Source organism: Coleofasciculus sp. LEGE 07092, assembly GCF_015207375.1.
In the GTDB taxonomy this organism is placed as follows: Bacteria; Cyanobacteriota; Cyanobacteriia; order Cyanobacteriales; family Coleofasciculaceae; genus LEGE-07092.
Window position 1 is genome coordinate 1 of record NZ_JADEWY010000133.1, and the last position, 16,343, is coordinate 16,343.

General features: G+C 47.4%; 12 protein-coding genes and 1 pseudogene. 5 read left to right on the forward strand and 8 right to left on the reverse strand.

Translation table 11 applies throughout. From position 1 onward, the window contains the following. Together IQ257_RS24390 and IQ257_RS24395 are read left to right on the forward strand one after the other, a co-directional pair. A pseudogene (locus IQ257_RS24390) lies at positions 1-392 on the forward strand (arginine decarboxylase); the annotation flags it as partial. Next, positions 389-1,381 carry a glycosyltransferase gene (locus tag IQ257_RS24395; RefSeq protein WP_193879112.1) on the forward strand — a complete coding sequence of 331 codons (993 nt, stop codon included), beginning with the start codon at positions 389-391 and terminating at the stop codon, positions 1,379-1,381. The pseudogene IQ257_RS24390 and the gene IQ257_RS24395, both read left to right, overlap by 4 nt. 7 nt (positions 1,382-1,388) lie before the next feature. Here the strand turns inward: IQ257_RS24395 and IQ257_RS24400 are convergent, their stop codons facing one another. The 4 genes from IQ257_RS24400 to purU form a co-directional block, all read right to left on the reverse strand. Further along, positions 1,389-3,023, reverse strand: coding sequence for a mucoidy inhibitor MuiA family protein (locus IQ257_RS24400; protein ID WP_193879115.1), 1,635 nt, complete (start codon positions 3,021-3,023; stop codon positions 1,389-1,391). A 3-nt stretch (positions 3,024-3,026) separates the two neighbouring features. Beyond that, positions 3,027-3,617, reverse strand: coding sequence for a hypothetical protein (locus IQ257_RS24405; protein ID WP_193879118.1), 591 nt, complete (start codon positions 3,615-3,617; stop codon positions 3,027-3,029). A gap of 228 nt (positions 3,618-3,845) precedes the next feature. Beyond that, positions 3,846-6,005 carry a DUF4139 domain-containing protein gene (locus IQ257_RS24410; RefSeq protein ID WP_193879121.1) on the reverse strand — a complete coding sequence of 720 codons (2,160 nt, stop codon included), beginning with the start codon at positions 6,003-6,005 and terminating at the stop codon, positions 3,846-3,848. A 209-nt stretch (positions 6,006-6,214) separates the two neighbouring features. After that, the gene (gene purU / locus IQ257_RS24415; protein WP_193879124.1) at positions 6,215-7,069 is read right to left on the reverse strand and encodes a formyltetrahydrofolate deformylase; all 855 of its coding nucleotides are present in this window, start codon (positions 7,067-7,069) and stop codon (positions 6,215-6,217) included. A gap of 156 nt (positions 7,070-7,225) precedes the next feature. On the opposite strand from purU, the gene IQ257_RS24420 reads away from it, so the two are divergent. Then, positions 7,226-8,020 carry a gamma-glutamyl-gamma-aminobutyrate hydrolase family protein gene (locus IQ257_RS24420; protein WP_228060990.1) on the forward strand — a complete coding sequence of 265 codons (795 nt, stop codon included), beginning with the start codon at positions 7,226-7,228 and terminating at the stop codon, positions 8,018-8,020. 15 nt (positions 8,021-8,035) lie between these two features. Here IQ257_RS24420 and IQ257_RS24425 read toward each other — a convergent pair whose 3' ends face one another. From IQ257_RS24425 to IQ257_RS24435, 3 genes are all read right to left on the reverse strand, one after another. Continuing rightward, positions 8,036-8,953 carry a histone deacetylase gene (locus tag IQ257_RS24425; protein WP_193879127.1) on the reverse strand — a complete coding sequence of 306 codons (918 nt, stop codon included), beginning with the start codon at positions 8,951-8,953 and terminating at the stop codon, positions 8,036-8,038. A 114-nt stretch (positions 8,954-9,067) separates the two neighbouring features. Continuing rightward, entirely contained in the window at positions 9,068-11,314 is a 2,247-nt protein-coding gene (locus IQ257_RS24430; protein WP_228060991.1) for an ATP-binding protein, read from the reverse strand. 62 nt (positions 11,315-11,376) lie between these two features. Continuing rightward, entirely contained in the window at positions 11,377-12,945 is a 1,569-nt protein-coding gene (locus IQ257_RS24435; protein WP_193879130.1) for a DUF11 domain-containing protein, read from the reverse strand. Positions 12,946-13,222: 277 nt separating this feature from the next. On the opposite strand from IQ257_RS24435, the gene IQ257_RS24440 reads away from it, so the two are divergent. Beyond that, on the forward strand, positions 13,223-15,442 hold the full coding sequence (locus IQ257_RS24440; RefSeq protein ID WP_193933280.1) for a hypothetical protein: 2,220 nt from the start codon (positions 13,223-13,225) through the stop codon (positions 15,440-15,442). Positions 15,443-15,580: 138 nt separating this feature from the next. Here IQ257_RS24440 and IQ257_RS24445 read toward each other — a convergent pair whose 3' ends face one another. Beyond that, positions 15,581-15,793 (reverse strand): hypothetical protein, encoded by a 213-nt coding sequence (locus tag IQ257_RS24445; RefSeq protein ID WP_193882849.1) that lies wholly within the window; start codon positions 15,791-15,793, stop codon positions 15,581-15,583. A gap of 248 nt (positions 15,794-16,041) precedes the next feature. On the opposite strand from IQ257_RS24445, the gene IQ257_RS24450 reads away from it, so the two are divergent. Next, the coding region (locus IQ257_RS24450) for an AAA family ATPase (protein ID WP_193933282.1) at positions 16,042-16,343 on the forward strand (302 nt) is incomplete at its 3' end.

A 16,343-nucleotide genomic window follows, 5' to 3' on the forward strand; every position in this document is an offset into this window, starting at 1 on the left:
GGGGCAGGGGAGCAGGGGAGAATTCGCAAAATCCCAATTCTAAAAGCCCTAATCTAAACTCAAAAGAGCCTTATTACTTGGGTTTATTTCTCGTCGGTGCCTATCAGGAGATTATGGGCAATCTGCACAACCTCTTTGGCGATACCAATGCCGTTCATATTCAGTTAACACCCAAGGGCTATGAAATTGAACACGTAATCAAAGGGGATACGGTGACAGAAGTCTTGAGTTACGTGCAGTACGATGCCGAGGACTTGGTGGAAAACATTCGCCGCCGTACCGAACAAGCCTTGCAAGAAAAGCGTATTACTTTGGAAGAATCTCAACGACTACTGCAAAACTATGAGAAAAGTCTCAGCAGTTATACTTATCTGTGCAACATTAGTCTATGACCCTTACCCAAGCAACCGATAGCCAACCTCACCCAACCTTTCTCCCCAAAGTATCCGTCATCGTCCCTATCTATAACGGCGAAGCAGACTTGCCCAACTTAATCCACTGCCTATTCTCTCAAACTTACCCCAAAAAACAAGTCGAATACTTACTCGTAGACAATAATAGTAGCGATCGCACCCCTGAAATCCTTCAAAACGCCGCTCAAGACGCCCAATCTCAAGGACTCCAGCTTTATCCCCTCACTGAAAAGCACATTCAAAGCTCCTACGCCGCACGAAATAAAGCCATCCAAGCCTCCACGGGTGAGATTTTAGCCTTTACTGATGCCGACTGCCGTCCCATTCCTGAGTGGCTGAATCTTTTGGTTGAACCCTTTGTCGAACCCAATATCGGTTTAGTCGTGGGTGAAATTGCGGCACTACCCGGTCAAACCTGGCTAGAACAGCACGCTGAACGTCAAGTTACCTTAACCCAAAAGTATACCCTAGACCATCCCTTCTGCCCCTACGGTCAAACGGCTAACCTAGCCATTCGACGCCAAGCCTTGGCAGAAGTGGGATTGTTCCGTCCCCACCTGACAACGGGCGGCGATGCTGACATCTGTTGGCGAATTCAACGGCAAACCCCTTGGCAGCTTTCTTTTGCCGAACACGCCATCGTTCAGCACCGTCACCGCGCCACCCTCCAAGAATTCCGCAGCCAATGGCAGCGCTATGGTCGTTCTAACAAATATTTGCACGAACTCTACGGCGTTGAATTGCAACCGAAATTAACGGCACGAAAATCCTTCTATCTGATGAGTCGCTGGTTCCTAAAAGAATTACCCATTGCTAGTATAAATGCGATCGCAGGCAAATCCTCGTTTGTCGCACTATTGAGTACCCCCATTAACCTCTACGGAAGTTGGGCTCGCAACCTTGGACAGCAACAAACTCAACTCCCAGAACAAGCTAAGGAAATTGAGCAACTGCAAAATCAAAACTAGGAGTTTTTCAAATCCCTTGCACTTCCGGAGTAGCCGAAACTTTATAAACTAAAGTTGCCTGACGTTGAGAGTAAGGTTCTAGGGTAAAATTCCAAGTACAGAAGCCATTTTCATTAGGCTGCACGCCGTCAGTCGTCTCCTCAGCAATAGCTTCAACCTTCACCTGTTCTAGCTCTGAAATCGGCAAGCGCTCCGTGGTTTCAATGACCCTTGACTCTGCTCCAATATTAGAAAGGAATAACTTGACTGTCGTGGTGACAACCGTCCACTTCGTCAAGTGTTCACGTTCTCGTTTCTGAGTTTGAGTACGCTGCACGCGCATTGCGGCATCAGAACCCCATCCCAAAGCAAATGTCTCTCCGGGTGCAATAAACCCGATAGATGTTTTGCCTACAAACTCCGAGGAGCGCACCAAATCCACAGGACCTGCGAGAATGGGAAATTGTGCTGTATTCCTTTGTTCGCTTTTGAGGATAACTTGACAGGCGATTTCTGGCATCAAGACATACTTAACCTCTGCTTCTGACTCAAAAGAAAAGAGGGGAACACGGTAAGGACGACCATCAGAAGGAATTGTAGCTTTAGTCGTAGGTCGCAGGTTCCGGACTTCACCACCATCATCCACACCCGGTAATTCTACTGTAGCGGCGGCAGCATCCGTATCAAGTCCGGTCGTCTGAATTGTTTGTTCGCGAACTTGAATAACAATATCTGGGGCTTTTTCTTGCACATTTAAAATATCATCTGTCAACAGAGGAGGTTCAGTACCCAGAGAGGCACGAGCTGTAGAAAACACTAAATCCACATCCTGCCAATCTTCGCCTGTGCGCTGCCACACACAGCCATCCACACTAAACGATAAGGTAGCAAATGGATTATCCGTTATATCCGTTACATCCGTTACCCCATCCGTTGCCACCTCTGTTCCCATTAACAAACGGGCTTGGTGCCAGGGACGCCACATGGCATTGGGAACCACATAATCAAAGGCGATTTCATATTCACCCGCTTGGCTTACCATTAAATCTGCTTCAATATGGGCGGTATAAACCCAATCGGGGCGGGATAGAGCGTGAATCTTGGTAATTAAATCATTAATGTGCTGACTTAATTGCTGCTGGGTGTAATAGCTGCTCACAATTTCAGCCCGCAGTTCTCGTAACTGGTTAAAGAGAGTTTGCAATTGCGATCGCCAGGATTTAGGATCTATTTGTCCCCAAGCTGCATCAACGGGGAGTTCTTCTAATCCTTTTGCCAAAATAGCGTTAATTTCTTCAAAGGCATACTCTTGGTGAGAGCGGTCTGTAGTACTATAGCTAAAGGTGTTTTTGAGCGATCGCAATTCTGCCAGCAACGCTTTGATTTGTGCCGGTCGATCCTCTTCCTTAACTAACATCTGGCGACGAACCCGAACATCATCAATCCGCCCGCCTAAATCGTCGTTACAGAATTCAGCTCGTAGGGATTTGTCAGACAGCACCGGAGCAACTTGCTCGACCTGAACTCGCCACAACCCTTGAGTCAGATTAGCTTTGCCCCTTCGCTGCACAAGGGCGCGGTCTTCTAACAGTGTAACGACACAAACTGGCGCATCTAGCGTGAGTGTTTGGATAGTTTCTGTTGGAGGCTGAATAGCTGCCATGATTTAGTTGGATTTGGGTTGATTGCTGTTTGGGACTGCGGAATTATCAATTAAAAGTTCGTCGATGAGGACTTGCAATTCGTCCACAGTGGGAACGTCATCGGCGGCATCTGAAGCAACTGCCTTGTCTGAGTCATTTACCTGACGCGAACGATAGATTAACTCCTTGAGGTGAATCTTGAGGGATTCCCTGACTGACTCCATTTCTGTCATCACTTGCATAACCTGCTCGTCCGTCAATCCAGAGGATTCGCTCATTGCCTCAATTAATTTTTTGAGAGTGTAAAACACCTGTATCAACAAGTCTTGTAGCGGTTGGTCAACCTGAACCGAACTCTCTTGCTGAAAGACGTTGAAACACTCTACCAAGCATAAACCGGCTTCATGAATGCTGCGGATATGAAGCTGGCTGATAGGCAGCATATTTGCCCCACCCACGATACTGCAACGAGTGACATGAAAAAGTTGGTTAATCTTTTCTGGGTCTTCAATCGTACTTTGTAGATTCAGTAAATGTTGCTCAATGACTTGCAAATGTTTCTTAGCATCCTCAAGGTAATAGTCCTTGATTTGTTCGAGGTATTCTGGCTGCATAGCAAACGTCCTTGACAGATGCTACCGTTTACATGAACTCATTCCCATCGATTCCCACCCATTAATTTATTATCCATCAATGTTTGGGGAGTTGGGTTAAGCGCGGGTACATTGTTGAGCTATCTCTGAGCGCTATGAGGGATATGCAGGCAACTGCCCAGGGTGGCTACTGCATTGCCTGACTTTATTATCGGTTGATGAGCGATCGCATCGGTGATTTTCATCGAATCACTCCCGCCGATTGCCATCGACGAGTTCACTATCGGCAAACGTCTTAATCGTGTACTGTGCCGATAATTTTACCTGCTCTCCCCCTGGCACGTTTATCTGCCAGCGATAACCACCCTGAATTGGAGTCCCCCGTTCCTCCTGTTCATACTTCTCCCAGTCAGGCGAGACTTCACCCATTTCCACTTCCACTTTTGCCCCGTCTTGGGGAACTGGAATGCGTTCCCGCACTTCAATCCGCGCTTCTCTTGGCAAACGGTTAGCAATATCAATTTGAATCCGGTGGCGCAGTTCATTAAAAGCAACCAGCGATTCACTAGAACGAACTTCCTGATACGTCGTATTCCGAGCCACTTTGATGGCTTGTTCAACTCCCAACCCTAACTCCATTTGTCCCTTGGGTGGTACGGTGGCAATAGTAGTGGATAGGATATATTCGCCATCAACATAGACATCCGCAGCACCAGCCAGTAAGGGAGCTTGTAAGGGGTTCTTCAGTTGAGCAATGCGGAAAACGTTGGTATCTTCACGGGGAACAACCACATAGCGCACGTCTACATCTGTACTCTGACTCGTTAGTGCGACAGAGTGAAATTGTCCATCTGCGGGAACATCTACTCTGCCGTCTGCACGATAGGCATAGTCAAAGGAACCCGCTACCTGACGCACATTAATACCACCAAGAGGAAGGTTGACATAAAGGCAATTTTGTGAATTAGATACTGCCTGTTGTACAGTTTCCAGGACATCGAAGGTAACAGTCACTTGCTGACGCTTGAGAATTTCCAGATAGACTTCCTGCTGTCGCTCAATGGAGAGTTTGCCGCGCTTACCCTGTTCATCTGGGGTTCCTATTTGCATCAAACCATAAGAGAGAAAATCGACTTGATAGTTCTCTTCTTTGATAGATTTTTCTTCGACTAGGTGATGACGAACTCGGCGTTTTGCAGACACGGTTGGAGCAGAAGAGGGCATCGCCATTTCAAGTCTGTAACCCGGAATTCTTGCTGCACGGCTCATAGTTTCCTCTCTGTCCTCCATGTCAGGGGCGATAAGCAAAGATTCATATTCAAGATCACAAAATTCATCGGCTAGACTTTCAGCTTCATTAACAGCAGAAATCTCTAACTCTGGTAAATGTGACACTTCAGGGACAAATAATTCTGCGAGTATAGACTCTGACTGCACTTCCCTAAGCATCTCCTGCTTCTGGCGGTCATAATCTTGAAATAGAGTCTCTGCACCCACTGGAGGCAGACGCCAACCCGACTTTTTCTGGACAGGTTGAGCGCATCCTAACCGTAACGACGGTAATTCCGGCAACTCACACCAATTCATCGGTTCCGCCGTTGAGAGTTCCAAGCGTACCCCCGACCAATCTTCTCCCGTGCGCTGACATAGAAATGCCCGAACTGCGATCGCTGCTGTATTATTGGCACTATCCAAACGGCAAACATAACTAGGTGTCCAGCGTGCGCCGGGGACAAAATACTCCACCACTAACTGCGGTTCTATAATTATTTGTTCACCTTCATAACTCAACCTGACAATGACCGTTTTTCGCAGTTCGTGAGGTTTAACCTCCCTAGCTGTTGACGCCAGCGCTTGTTTATGCTTTAGATTCTCTAACTGTTCCTGAGCCTTGCGGAGGTTTTTCTGAGTATCGCGCCGTTCCTGAATTCTGGCACGGATTTGTTCATCTTTAAAATTTGCGATCGCCAGTCGTGCTTCTATAGGTGAAGGGGGTGGCGCTTTTCTTTCTTCCCCAGTGGGTCGAACTGGGACGTGAAGCTGGCGCAGCGCTTCGATTTCGTTGTCAATTAGGCTGATAATATCCTCGATCCGCTTTACCTCAGCCATCCCTTGCCGCAGTTTCTCCTCTAAGGGTGGGGTGGGTGTTTCTTGACGCGGCGGCACCGCTAAACCAATCCGCACGTCTGTTGCGATTGCTGTGCTACCTTCAACCCGCACACGAACGCTACTATCATCCAGTGCCAGGGGGAGTCCGGTAATTTCTGCTTGTTCCGGTACGTTTCTATCTGCACACTGTAGGTTAGCCACACGAGTTACCGTCGCACCCGCCGCGTAGACCTTGACTTTATCAATTTTGGAAGTCAGTTGTACGCCGAAGTTTTGGGTTTTATTGTCAAGCTTTGCCATAGTTTCCTCCAAAGAAAAAGATATTCAATCTTAAAGACAACCGTAATTCTACTGAATCGCCTTGAAAAATCTAGGGGTAATTTCCGGGTTTTTCCCGATACACTCCCGAAATAAAGAGTGGAAAATAGGAATTAGCAAGTTGACCAGTCATTCCCGGTGAAGCATCCCTGTCGCCCAGCCGGGTTTTGTATTGGGAAAACTAGTTTCACTCAAGCGAAAACTACCGTCCGATTGCCGTAAACTAAGACTTGATGGCGTAAATGCAAGCGTACTGCCCTTGCTAAAACAACCCGTTCTAAATCCTTCCCCTTGCGAATCAAATCTGCAACGCTATCTCGATGGCTAACGCGCACCACATCCTGCTCGATAATGGGTCCGGCATCCAATTCTGAGGTCACATAATGAGCCGTAGCGCCAATAATTTTTACGCCACGATCGCAAGCTTGATGGTAGGGTTTAGCACCAGCAAAGGCGGGTAAAAAAGAATGGTGAATATTAATAATTTTAGGAAAGTGAGCAACAAAGTCAGCACTGAGAACCTGCATATATTTAGCCAGAATCACTAAGTCGATTTCATACTGATCCAGGAGTTCTATCTGTTTGGCTTCCTGTTCGGCTTTGTTGTCTGAAGTGATAGGAATGTGGTGAAAATCGGCTCCAAAGTGTTCGCTGATGGCTTTCAGGTCAGGATGGTTGCTAATCACTAAGGGAATTGCCCCTGAAAACTCCTTTGCCTGTTGTCGCCAAAGTAAGTCTAGCAAACAGTGGTTTTGCTTGCTGACCCAAATGGCAATCTGAGGAATGGTGTCGGAAAAGTGAAGTTGCCAGTCTGCTTTTAGGGGGTGAGCGATCGCTTGAAATGCTGCCCCAATCAATTCACGAGGCAAATTAAACCCTTCTAGCTGCCATTCAATACGGGTCAGAAATAGCCCAGCGGTAAAATCGGTATGCTGGTCGGAATGAATGATATTACCACCATTAGCATAGATAAAATTGGCAAATTTGGCAACAAGTCCCCGTTGGTCGGGGCAGGAAATGAGTAGTGTAGCGGTAGAACCTGTCATAGTCAGAGAGTTAGCAAAGGCTAGGAAGTTGAGTAAAAATTCACATCCCAAGCTGTTTTAACTGAAACAAGTATTCAAAAATGCAGCCATAATATCAATTGGCTGATAAAGCATTCCTTATGCTAAGTCATTGAAGCCCTATTTGAACTTTGATTAATGAATTTTCAAACACCCCTGAATGGAATGAAGACTCCAACACCCATTAAGCCTCCCCTGATTGGAATTACGACCTACAACTACCAGCCAACTGGCAACTTTTACTCACCCGCTGGTTATACTCAGGCGGTGCAGCGTTCAGGTGGGATACCGATTTTGCTGCCCCCAGTTCCCTGGAATCCAGCCGTCATTCTGAATAGTGTTGATGGTTTAGTGTTCACTGGCGGCGGTGATTTAGACCCTAATTGTTACAAGGGTTCACTCCATCCTACTATCTATGGCGTAGACCCCGAAAGGGATACCGCCGAACTAACCCTCGCTAAACTAGCACTGTCAGAACGCAAACCTGTACTGGGAATTTGTCGCGGTTTAGAGGTACTGATGGTAGCCAGTGGTGGCGATTTAGTCTCCCACATTCCAGACGAATTTGGTGAGGATGTGGCACATCGACTAGAACTGCTCAAACCGACTGAGCATAGGGTGCAGATTGTTGCTGATACTCAACTTGCCAGCATTATTGGTAAACATGAGATCAATGTTGTCTCTTGGCACCATCAAGCTGTACGCACTGCCCCTCTCGGCTGGAATATTGCAGCACAGGCACCCGATGGCGTAATTGAGGCATTGGAACATGAACTGCACCCTTTTGCGATCGCTCTCCAGTGGCATCCCGAACTCTCTCTCAATGAACCCGCTCATCTGAGTGTTTTTCAGGCTTTGATTAAAGCCGCAACTGCTGAAGGAGTCAATCCAGACGCCTTTAATTTACACACGGCGGGTTGGGGATGTCGGTAGGGGGAATTATCAATTTTAAAGTCGATACTGGTGATAAACCTCACTGGCAGCGCGGTGGAGGAGGGAGTGGCGGTAGATTAGGGCGTTGAGGTTGTCACTGTAACCACCACCAATCACACTAGCGACGGGATAGCTACCAGCAATGCAGGTGCTGAGAACTTGCATTTCGCGGCGGTAGATACCAGTGTCAGTGAGAGCTAACTTACCGAAGCGATCGCTCGCGTGGGGATCTACTCCGGCGTCGTAGAGAACTAAATCGGGCTGGAACTCAGAAAGAATATCAGGGAGATACTTTGCCAGGGTTTGCAGGTAGGCATCGTCATCCATCCCCACAGGTAGAGGAATGTCTAAGTCACTTTTTTGTTTGGTGCCAGGGAAGTTGGCTTCGCAGTGCATAGAAAAGGTGAAAACCTTGGGTTCATTTTGGAAGATAAAGGCAGTACCGTCACCTTGATGTACGTCTAAGTCAAGGATAAGAATTTTTTGGACGAGTCCCAATTGTTGCAGAACGCGGGCGGTAATGGCTAAATCGTTAAAGATGCAGAAACCGGAACCGTAACTGGGAAAAGCGTGATGGGTGCCGCCAGCAGTATTGCAGGCTAAACCGTGAGTGAGGGCAAGTTGGGCGGTGAGGATAGTGCCGCCGACTGCGGTGCAGGTACGATTGACGAGTGCGGTACTCCAGGGTAGTCCGATGCGGCGCTGGGCTTTGGGCTTCAGGGTGCCTTGGCGATAACATTGGATGTAGTCGGGGGTGTGGACGAGTTCGATCCACTCGGTTGAGGGAGGGTTGGGTATGTGGAATTGTTCGGGAGTGGCAATGCTATCAGTGAGGAGAAGTTCGTAGAGTTTCCCAAATTTGGGCATGGGGAAGCGATGCCTTTCTGGAAGTGGCGCGACGTAGTCGGGGTGGTAGATGATGGGTAAGTCCATGACTTTGGATCTTAGCGGTTCTGCTGATCGCTAAGAGGGATTAGCGGCAAAAGAGGCGATAGATGAGGGCGATTAAAAAGGCTGAGTTGGTTAGTTCTTTTGTGAATTCTTCGGTTAAGGGCAGTGGGGGAAATTCTTATCGGAACTACTATTCGGCTGAAGGGGAATTTCGATAATAAAACAAGTTCCTGCTCCTGGAGTAGAAACACAACGGAGTTGACCGCCATGTTTTTCCACGACAATCTGATAGCTAATTGAGAGTCCCAATCCCGTTCCTTTTCCCACTGGCTTAGTGGTAAAGAATGGGTCAAAAATCTGCTGGCAGATTTCTTCACTTATGCCTAAACCATTGTCAACAATCTCAATAACCGCACAATTGATAACTTCTTCACTTGAACTCAAGGATTGAACGCTGTCGGTTTGGGTGCGAATTAAAATTTGTGGCTCATATAGAGGGGTATCAGTTTGGGTTGTTGTTTCTGATAAGGCTTCAATCGCATTAGAAATCAGATTCATAAACACCTGATTTAAGAGGCTTGAATAACACGGGACTAACGGCAGTTGACCATAGTCTTTAACTAGCTTTATTTCAGACCGATTCTTCTGGGGCTGGAGTCGGTGCTGCAAAATCAGTAAGGTGTTATCAATTCCCTGATGAATATTAGTTGGTTTGAGTTCATCGTCATGTCGCCTAGAGAAGCTGCGTAGGGATAGCACAATCTGCTTTAGGCGATCAGCGCCGATCTGCATCGAGTGCATCAGTTTTTGCCAATCTTTCACTAAAAAATCTAACTCAATCTCCGAGGTGAGTTGACAAATTTCTGGTGTGGGATTGGGGTAGCTCTGCTGGTACGCTTCAAGTAGGCGGCTCAGGTCTTGAAAGTATTGATGGGCATAACCAAGATTGCCCGAAACAAAGTTGACTGGGTTGTTAATTTCATGACCGACTCCTGCTACCATTTGTCCGAGAGCCGACATTTTAGCCGCTTGGATGAGTTGGGCTTGAGCGTCTTTCAATTCAGAGAGGGTAGTAGTGAGCTGTTGAGACTTTTGACGCTCTCGCGCTTCCGATTGACGCAGCGCGTCTTGAGCCTGTTGGCGCTGGTTGGCTTCTAGCACTAAGGAAACTAAATCGGCAGTGGAACGAGCGAAGTTCTGCTCTTCGGATGTCCAATGACGTTCATTTCCCACCTGTTCATAGCATAAAACCCCCACTGTCCGACCACTGAGTCTGATGGGGGCATCCATCATCGAAGCAATTCCTAGGGGTGTTAAGTAAGAGGAGGAAAATTCGCAAGTTCTCGGATCTGTGTGGGCATTGTTGGCAACAATGAGTTCGTCAGCAACCAACGCCTGAAAATAGTTGGGATAGTCGGTGGCGGCTAGTTTTATGCCTGAGCTATGTTGGCGGCTACTGAGTTCAAACAAGTCAAGGCATTGAATGTGAGTTGAGTTCCCATCCAACAGCCAGACACTGACTCGTTTAATTTTAAGGGTTTGAGCTGTTGCTTCTGTGATAGCTTGAAATGCTCCGTTCAAATCTCCTTGATGCAGTGCCTTATTTTTAGCCAGTTCCATTAGCACTTGGTTTTGGTGGTGCAATTGGTTGACACGCTGTTGCAACTCTTGATGGGACTCAGCTAAGTCGGCTTGAGTTGCCGCTAGTTGAGCATATTGATTTCGTAAAATGTGAGAGGCTTGCCTGAAAATCAACCATACAATTGCATAGAGCAAGCCGAAAATGATGGCAGCGGCTAACAAAATTGTTCTCTGGGTGCGTTCAAGACGCTCTACCAAGGGAGTCTCATCTGTATAAAGCTCAAAAACTCCTGTGATTGGCTCAGTGGTACTTTCAAACTGGACGGGGATGTAACTGGAGAGGATCTGGCGGTCTTTAATTGTATTGTCAAAGGACTCAAAAGCTTTGCGATAATTATGTAATGTTAGTGTTTGACCGCTACGTGTTGCTTCAAAACCTTGGCTTTCTGTGATTTTGCCAATTTCCGAGCCTTCTGTAGAAAAGATGATGCGTCCTTTACGGTCAAAGAGTTTGACTTTGACGACTGATAGACCTTTCATCTCATTAATAACAGCGCGATGGAGTCTGGCTACTGCAAGAGAAGATCGCAATTCGTCGTTACTGAATGTCTCGGCTGAGTGCAAAAAGGAAGCTAAATCCGATTCTAAGGAATTGGCAAATGATCGGGTTAACGCTACATTTTTACTTTCTCCTACAGCGACCAGATCCCTAATGGCTGTTTGGCGGTAAATGACGCTCACATAAACTGTTGCTAGAACAAACGCAATTAAACTGGCGATAGAAAAATTGTAAAGCCATTTAAACATTTGATAAAAAAACATGAAAAAATGTAATCTTAGCACAAACTAATTTGCTTGAGAAGATCACTTTTCCCAACACTACCCTAATTTACTCTGGCGCGGAAGCGAATAAAACCATAGGAATTGTAAGGTGTTCCCTTTCCAGTTGCATAGGGTAAAGTGTTGGGCAGGGTGACGACATTGACAATGACAGCTCCGTTATTATTACTACTCGAACAGGTTGCAGGCAGCAGTGTTCCTTGGGCAAAAAACTGCCCTCTATCGGTATCAGCAGTATTGGAAAGATAAACAGTGGGATTTGCTGGCAGGCTTGTAGAATTGAGGGCAAGGGCAATGCCGCGATCGCTTTCTGGTAAACCTCCCTCTGTAGGAGTTAAGCTGTTAAAGGCTGTGGAAACAAAGGTGGTATTGGCAGGGATGAGGTCGCAGATTTGCACGTTTGTGGCGTTCTTGCTGCCTGTTGAAAGAAAGTAGATGGTATATTCAATTTCATCACCAGGCTTTACAGTACTGCTAATCGCTCCGCGCAGGTAGGTATTGGTAGGAGTGGGCCAGTTGGAAGCGTTGTCATTGGTTGAATTGGGGTCATCTACGAAATCGGTTATATTAACACCGTTAATAGCGGTAATGCGTTTGACGAGTAGCAAATTCGGGTTAGATGCCACTGGAATAATATTGGCTCCAATGAAGCTGAGAATTTCAGTATCGCCATTGTCGTTAAAGTCATCATCACCGACGATCACTAGAACTTGACTGACGCGAGGAATTAGATTGTTGTCTACAAACCCCACCCAGCGAGTTGAGGCATTACCACAACCAATGTTAGTAGGACTGAAACCCCCACCGGCAACGTTACCACATTGAGTCTGGTTAACAATTTCCGGGTCTGGTGGATTGCCATCGTACATAGTTGTGGGTTGAATGGCAATATCATTACCAATGCGGTTGCCTGATGCATCTAAAAGCCGTAAAATTGCTGGAGTTCCATTAACAGTGCGAGTCTCTAAGTCTCCAAACCATGCCCCGAAGGACTTCACAGGCTGGTTAAAGGTAAAACGGACTGCAAAGCGGCGAGCATCATTACCCGATACAATCCTCTGATTCCAAAAAGCAGGCTGATTAGCACTATTGTATAAACTGGCAGGACGAGGTGAAGAATCCTGCAAAGTGTCGCTAGTTGCGAGTAATGAGGTTGAGGATGAGGTATTAGAGACACCTGCACAATCAGTCGAGCCACTAATATTAACTAATACCAACTGCACAGTCGTATTGACGTTACTGGATGTGGAGGGGTCAAAATATGTGAAGCTGTTTACACTACCTAGAGAGCTATTAGTGCCGAACCAAGGTTGTACAGTTCCACTCGACGCTCCACCTGCTGCTATACGCCACGGATCATCTAAGGTATCGACAAGGCTACGGGTAGCTATGGCATCTCTTGTGACTTCAGGACTAATATAAGGAGCGATCGCTAAATCAGGTATGCCGCCTCCGAGATTGCAACTACTAGCCGCGATCGCAGAACGAGCAGTGCAAGCCAAGATAACGCTAGCTAGTGGTAGGATATTGCCGAAGCGACACCGATTGAGTGTCTTCAGAAGGAAAAGAGGTACATTTTGCTGAGGGGAATGATTGGGTTTTAGCGATCGCATTGTTGCTCCTCTCCTGGCAGGTTGATGTCCGGGTTAGCTATGCTATTGGTCTAGTCTTTCGTAGATGTTTAGGTTTAGATTGGCGACAATTCGTTAGTGTTGCAGTGGGAATGAATAGCGATTCCCTTGCCTGATGTCTCTCAATCGAAAAACTCTACTTGCATAGAATTCCCAGGTAGAAGAGGTCTATTTCTAGGGGAAATTACTGAATTTATCTCCCTTCTCAAACCAAGGGGCTATCTGGTTCGGGAGTAGGGAAACTCATAACTGAAAACTTATGAAAATTCACTATCTCCTTGCTGCATCACTACTAGTCTTACTCGGCGGTGCGAATTCCCCCGCCGCCCAAATAATTGATCCCTCGGAACTATCGGGGGATATCAGCCTAACCCTAAAACGGGGAGTGTGGAAGCCATTAGAGAAACAAGAGAAACTTGTCTATCAAGACATTACTCTAGATTTAGTGTGCGATCGCGCTAAGTGCAACTCTGAAGTTTGGGCATTTGCCCCGAAGTTCAATCAAGCTGATCATCAGGGGATGGTGGAGGTGAGTCAACCTGGGCGTTTTTGGAATCTAGACGCGCAGATGCAGATTAGTCCAGACCCGTGGCAATCTTTCCAAGGGAAAGCGGACTATAGTATAGAACTACGACTGCATCAAAATCAGCTTATCGGTACTTATTCGGGAACGTTCAACTCCGAACCCGTTTCGGGGGAAGTCAAGGGTACAATTCGTCCCCATTGGTTGAAACCTGTAGCGAATCATTTCCCTATTCGTCCGAGGGAACATCCCCGCTTAATCTTTCGGCAACAGCAACTGCCGGCATTGCGCCAGAAAGCCAAGACGCCTGTGGGTAAGGCGATTTTGGCTCAATTGAGAAAAAGTCTCAACCAAAAAATTTACTACGATGGCTATGTGCCAACGGGGGGTTATCATGCAGCCGGTCATTGTTTTCTGTCTCTGTTGCAGGAGGATAACCAAGCAGCAGAAACCGCATGGCAGATTACTGAAACGTCGATGAACCAACCGGGGCGGAGGTTGCTGGAACATTCCACGGTTGTGGCGGGTGTTGCCATGGCTTACGACCTTTGTTACAACAAATGGGATGAGGAACGGTTGAAACAGGTTAGCCGTTGGTTAGTGTCGGAGACGGAACTGTTAATAAAGGGAACCCCAGATAAGGGTTGGAATCCGAATCCTGCGAGTAACTGGAATGCTAGGGCGCGGGGGGCGGCAGGGTTGGCGGCGTTGGCAATTATGGAAGAACCGGATGAGTTTTTTCAAGAACCTGCTGATGCCCATCGATTACTGAAAATTGCCGAACGGAATGTTAAGCGTTATCTCACGATTGGGATTGGCGATCGCTCGTTTGGTAGTGAAGGCGATCATTACACCACAGAGCCGTGGATTTTGAGCATTATACCATTTTTACAGGCGTATGAAAATGTTTTGGGTCAAGATTTAGTTGAAGGTTCCAATGCGGCATGGTTTTTGCCCCATTACATGATGCGGATGGTGGGGAAGAGTGGGGAGGTATCTGTACCGACTTACGGACGCCATCGTTCAAGTGCCACGGGTTCTCTGTTTGCAGTGGGTTTAGGGACGGTTCCAGAACGGTTTTTGCCGGGGGTGATGTGGTTTTTCAACCGTCATTGGGGTGAGGATGGGGATCGAAGTTTTGGTATTGGATTGCCTCATGATGCCGTGTTTGCTTTGGCTGGGTATCGGGATGATGTAATACCCCAGAATCCTGTAGAGGTATTGAATCGGGTATTAGTGGATGAACAAAAGGGCTTCTATGCCTTCCGCAATCGGTGGCAGGATGAGAATGACTTTGTTGCCAGCATCTATCTGAAACAAGATATCCCAAAAGGCGGACATTGGTCGTTTCCAGATGCCGGGAGTTTTCGGATTTGGGGATTGGGGGGGCGCTGGGCGACTGCTGGAGAGGCATCCAATGGGAAACAGGAGGATGAAAATGTGGTGCTGGCTCCAGAGAAACAGGCGGGTAGGGGGGCAGAACTGAGGTTTTTCCAGGAAAGCGCCGATGGCTCTGGGGTGGTAAGTTTGCAGCGGTATAATTGGCAGCGATCGCTTGCCGTAGATTACAGTGGGGCGTCTGGAGTACCGGGTTTATTTGTCGTGGTAGATAAGTTTGAGGGGGAGGAGGATGAGAATAAAACCTGGCTGATGCATACCGAGGGCAGGGTAAGGGTGGCGGGGCAGCGCTTCACGATTCAGGCGGATTCTGGGGCGACGATGCAGGGAACCTTTGTGGCACCACAGGGAGTGAAGATTGCAGTGGAAAAGGGCGAGAAAGGAGGAGTGATAAAGGCGACTGGAGGCGATCGCTTTTTTGTAGTGATGACGGTACAGAAAGGGGCAGCGCCTGCTGTTGAGGTTTCGGGAACGGGTTTGGATGCTAAGGTCAAGGTTGGGAGTCAAGGGATTGAGTTTAGAGGCAATCGGATTGTTTTGCGATCGCTGAATGACTAGGGGTGGAAGGGAGAGTGACAAAAAAAATTGGGAGATTTTGTGCATCTGCCGCTTGTTTCCGTTAAGAGCTAACTCCCGATAGACGCACAAACGCGATCGCACACTCTACAAGGCAAGAGCTGATACGGTAGCGATCGCTTAGGACATATATGGCAAAGGACATCTACCACGACACCGTAAGAACTGCTGACTATTGGAAATCGGAAACTGCTGCTTCAGCGCCACCTGTACTGCATCCCGTGCATTCAAAACCCCTAGCACTTGTTCAACTCGAATAGCCGCATCAGCCTTCTCCAGACTCTCAATTGCTGCTTCATACCGTTCAAGAGCCGCGTGTAGCTGATTAGGCATTAAGAACTACCCCATTGACAAGGAGTAAAATATCTGTTCCATCTTTAACCGCATCCACTCACTTGTCAAGAATGGAGGTGCAATGAGTGCAGCCTCCTCCCTACTCCCTACTCCCCAAACTACCAGCCACAAAATTAGGTCATTCTGAAGTAGTGCTGCTTTCATCAAGCCGAACGCCTGTGTTAACCTGATCGGCATTATCATGATACACCCGTACCACACTACCCAAGCCCTACTAACCCGCGCCTATGGTGCATATCAAACGCCTGGAACTTACCAACTTCAAATCCTTTGGCGGCACGACTCAGATACCCATGCTGTCAGGATTTACTGTGGTTTCGGGTCCAAACGGATCGGGAAAGTCTAACATTCTGGATGCCCTGTTATTTTGCCTCGGTTTGTCTACTTCTAAGGGAATGCGAGCTGAACGCCTCCCTGATTTAGTCAACCACAACAAAGAACGGCGAGGCACTGTTGAAGCTAGCGTCACTGTTACGTTTGATTTGTCTGACACACCTGATGCCTTCTTAGAAGATGAGGAGTTGGGGAG

Excerpts from the sequence above, each read along its gene's own strand:
- IQ257_RS24445 (WP_193882849.1), bottom strand. The coding sequence starts at position 15,793 with ATGCCTAATCAGCTACACGCGGCTCTTGAACGGTATGAAGCAGCAATT.
- IQ257_RS24400 (WP_193879115.1), bottom strand. The coding sequence starts at position 3,023 with ATGGCAGCTATTCAGCCTCCAACAGAAACTATCCAAACACTCACGCTA.
- IQ257_RS24395 (WP_193879112.1), top strand. The coding sequence starts at position 389 with ATGACCCTTACCCAAGCAACCGATAGCCAACCTCACCCAACCTTTCTC.
- IQ257_RS24410 (WP_193879121.1), bottom strand. The coding sequence starts at position 6,005 with ATGGCAAAGCTTGACAATAAAACCCAAAACTTCGGCGTACAACTGACT.
- IQ257_RS24440 (WP_193933280.1), top strand. The coding sequence starts at position 13,223 with ATGAAAATTCACTATCTCCTTGCTGCATCACTACTAGTCTTACTCGGC.
- IQ257_RS24405 (WP_193879118.1), bottom strand. The coding sequence starts at position 3,617 with ATGCAGCCAGAATACCTCGAACAAATCAAGGACTATTACCTTGAGGAT.
- IQ257_RS24430 (WP_228060991.1), bottom strand. The coding sequence starts at position 11,314 with ATGTTTTTTTATCAAATGTTTAAATGGCTTTACAATTTTTCTATCGCC.
- IQ257_RS24425 (WP_193879127.1), bottom strand. The coding sequence starts at position 8,953 with ATGGACTTACCCATCATCTACCACCCCGACTACGTCGCGCCACTTCCA.
- IQ257_RS24435 (WP_193879130.1), bottom strand. The coding sequence starts at position 12,945 with ATGCGATCGCTAAAACCCAATCATTCCCCTCAGCAAAATGTACCTCTT.
- IQ257_RS24420 (WP_228060990.1), top strand. The coding sequence starts at position 7,226 with ATGAATTTTCAAACACCCCTGAATGGAATGAAGACTCCAACACCCATT.
- purU (WP_193879124.1), bottom strand. The coding sequence starts at position 7,069 with ATGACAGGTTCTACCGCTACACTACTCATTTCCTGCCCCGACCAACGG.